Origin of the sequence: Anoxybacillus suryakundensis (assembly GCF_001418025.1) — a bacterium.
Classification (GTDB): domain Bacteria; phylum Bacillota; class Bacilli; order Bacillales; family Anoxybacillaceae; genus Anoxybacillus; species Anoxybacillus tengchongensis.
This window is the reverse complement of the sequence record NZ_LIOK01000038.1, coordinates 1-3,058: the sequence shown is the minus strand read 5'-3', so window position 1 is coordinate 3,058 and position 3,058 is coordinate 1. Positions and strand designations below refer to the sequence as shown.

Sequence of the window (3,058 nt, the reverse complement as noted above, 5' to 3'; positions counted from 1 at the left end):
ATCTATTTTGCTCACCCCCCTTCTTTTCAAGGAAACCTCCCCTTGAAACAGATGGAAGAGGGTTTAGCTTCCTCCCACAAACATTTTACTCATACACAAAGGATTTTTTATTTAGTTTTTCAGAATAACTTTTTGACCAACACGACTAGCGATGGAAATCCTTTTTTTACCATCGCTAGTCGTTCCATATGACGTTACACGTAAATGCTCTCATCCATTCCCAATCCTTGCAGAATCCTTCGCTGCTCGTAGGTGAGCGGTTTTCCTAGCGCGCGTTGGATGCGTCCATCCGGCAGCTTGAGGAGGACGACTTTCACATACTCAAACAACTGAAAAATCGCTTGCCCGGTCGGTCGGGTCAGCTTGCAGCCTCCGGCGCCCTTTAACGGGCGTTCTGGTGTGATGAACTGACGCACTCGGCGCTGAAAGACGCGGTAAATCGCCAAGGCCAAGAGAAATAAATAGCCCAACACCGCCACCCGTTCTGGCTTTTTGACGCAAATCTCGTCGGTGAAGAACGGATCTTTGAGAAAGGAGAAGTTCATTTCCACCGAGATTTGCCCTTTATACAACTTCAAGATTTCTCGAGCATCCATCGTTCGGCCTTTCCATTCCTTCGGAACGGTCGTGACGAGGACAAACCGGGACGCTTTCCATCTTGCCTGTTCCCATGCCTGTTGGTGGAATTCGACGTCCAAGCGCAAAAGATACAGCGTCTCCACCTCGGGTTCCACCCCTTTTTTCGGCCGGCCGCGCCGTTTTTCTCGGCCAACGAAAAGGAGTCGCTCCACGCTGGATCGGGTTGGACATCCGCTTCCGCCAGAGCAGCTTTGACGATTCGGAGCGACGATGGGCCTCTCGTGATCAAAAAGGCGTTGGCGGCTTTCGTCTGCGCCAGAGTGTCTTTCGTCATGGCGGCGGAATCGGCCACGTAAATCCATTCGTCTTCAATCTTGGCTTGTTTGAGCTGTTCGTGGACACGGGACAGCACCTCCGGATTCCACGTTTTGTCCGGCAGGTTGCCGTCGTGCACATCGCCGTAAAACGGGATGCCATCCTCGTTGCCGATCAGCCCGAAACCGATCTGTTTTTGCCATCGATGATGCCGGTTGTAGCCATGCGTGATCCGCAGGGCCTCTGACGAGACCGATTCATACGCGCCGTAAACGGTCTTGTCCGTCGTATCGACGTGGAAGGCCTAGAGAGGAAGGCCTTCTTTCCGATAAATGTGAATCAAGCAAGTGCTGATCACCTTGTGAATATCCGCCTCATACAGGCGGTCGAGATGACGAGCCAACGCATCATCATTGAACCAAGAAGGCTTCAGCCCCGGCCGGATCAGCTTCGACAAATCGATCTCATGCGCCCATCGCTCCAAATGGACGAGCGCTTGTCGTCCGCTCAAGATATCCAGAAGGATCAGCTTGACCGCATCGCTGGTTCGGGTTTGGCATTGGGGATCCACCGGAACCAGCCGATCGATGAGCTGGAGAAGGTCAAGATCTTGGAAAAGGGCACTTATTATATTCAAATAGGAACTGTCATAAATCTCACAAATTTGAACATCCATGGTGGACAAACTCCTTTGCATTCCTTGTGTGTCAAGGATTCATTCCACATCGATGCAAAAAAATCCTCCCGATTTTCGTCGGAAGGGTGCGAAATGTGAGTCAATATAGTGAAACAAGAAAAGAGATCTCGAAAAAGAGACCTCTTTTCATTATCGCTTCTTTCATTGTTGTTTCGGCATTCGACGACGATAAACAACGTAACTTCGGCTTAAATAACGAAACGGCATACTAAATACATGAACTAATCGCGTAAATGGCCAAACAACGAAAATACATAAAGCGGAGACGATATGAATTTTAAACCAAATCGGTACGCTTTCCATATACGTTGGATCAGCACGAAACGTTAAAACGGTGCGAAACCAAGGGCTGATCGTTGTGCGATAATCAAAGCCGTTTGCGTTCACGTTCAACGATGTAGAAGCAAAACCAGTCAACATGACAATCGCTAATAAAATTAAAACGAGCCAATCTGCTTTACTGCTTGTTAAGCGAATGCGTTTAACGGTTAAACGACGTTGGATGAAAATAACTAAACCAACAATAGAAACGATCCCTGCCGGAAGACCGAACGCGATGGCTAGCGTATGATACGTATGTTCAGAGATGCCGATCGCATCATAAAACGATTTTGGAATAAGAATCCCCATGACATGACCGATAAAAACAAAGATGATCCCCCAATGAAATAAAATGCTTCCGAGCCGCAACGATTTTTTTTCAAGAAATTCGCTCGATTTTGTCGTCCATCCGAACTGATCGTGTTGATAACGATAAATGTGCCCACCAATGAAAATAGTTAAAACGATGTAAGGGAAGTATCCCCAAAGAAATTGTTCGAGCAATTACGACACGCTCCCTTCCGCAAGTTTACGCACGCCAATTTCCTCAAGTGCCATAAGCAACACATCAAATAAAATGGCGTAATAACTTTCCGCCGCAATTAACTGTTCACGAATGTGAGACATATGATTGAAATATTTTTGCATAAGCGGCTGAACATACACACGTTCGGCTTGCGACGCAAATTCAAGCATAAGTGGCAAGTAATCTGGCAACTCTCGCTCTGTTATGTCAAAACCTGCTGATTTGTACAGCTGCTTCAATTGTAACAGTTCGATTCCACGTTCTCTTTGTTCGCCTGTGCTCATATATGTGACGTATAAATTTGTTTTTTTTCCAAAATCAAACGTATACACATATGTTTCAATCCATGACGTTTCATCCGTTTGTTTTACATAATCAATAAATTTTTGTATGTTTTGCACAATAGGGCGATGCGGAATTTGTTGACTAAACATTGCACAATCATCAAGTTGGTCACGCCATTGTCGATCTGGGTATGATAACAAATACGAAACGATTTCAAACACCGTTTGTACATGAGCATAATCCGCATTGTTTAAAGACCCTTGAAAAAATTAAAGAGCGTAAAGATTATCACATCCACAAATGTAAGAATGATGATTGTTCGTTTTACCAAGCAA

General features: G+C 45.7%; 3 protein-coding genes and 1 pseudogene. 1 reads left to right on the top strand and 3 read right to left on the bottom strand.

The features are described 5' to 3' along the window. Positions 1-192, top strand: a 192-nt coding sequence (locus ASC42_RS14155) for a hypothetical protein (RefSeq protein ID WP_209424246.1), incomplete at its 5' end; no start/stop codon positions are given. A gap of 2 nt (positions 193-194) precedes the next feature. Here ASC42_RS14155 and ASC42_RS13535 read toward each other — a convergent pair. The 3 genes and pseudogenes from ASC42_RS13535 to narJ all read right to left on the bottom strand — a co-directional run bounded on the left by ASC42_RS13535 (position 195) and on the right by narJ (position 2,944). Continuing rightward, positions 195-1,570 (bottom strand): annotated as a pseudogene (locus ASC42_RS13535) (IS1634 family transposase). Between the two features lie 162 nt (positions 1,571-1,732). After that, positions 1,733-2,416, bottom strand: a complete 684-nt coding sequence (narI, locus tag ASC42_RS13530; RefSeq protein ID WP_006318166.1) for a respiratory nitrate reductase subunit gamma — start codon at positions 2,414-2,416, stop codon at positions 1,733-1,735. Continuing rightward, the gene (gene narJ, locus ASC42_RS13525; RefSeq protein ID WP_055442112.1) at positions 2,417-2,944 is read right to left on the bottom strand and encodes a nitrate reductase molybdenum cofactor assembly chaperone; all 528 of its coding nucleotides are present in this window, start codon (positions 2,942-2,944) and stop codon (positions 2,417-2,419) included. Between the last annotated feature and the right edge of the window lie 114 nt (positions 2,945-3,058).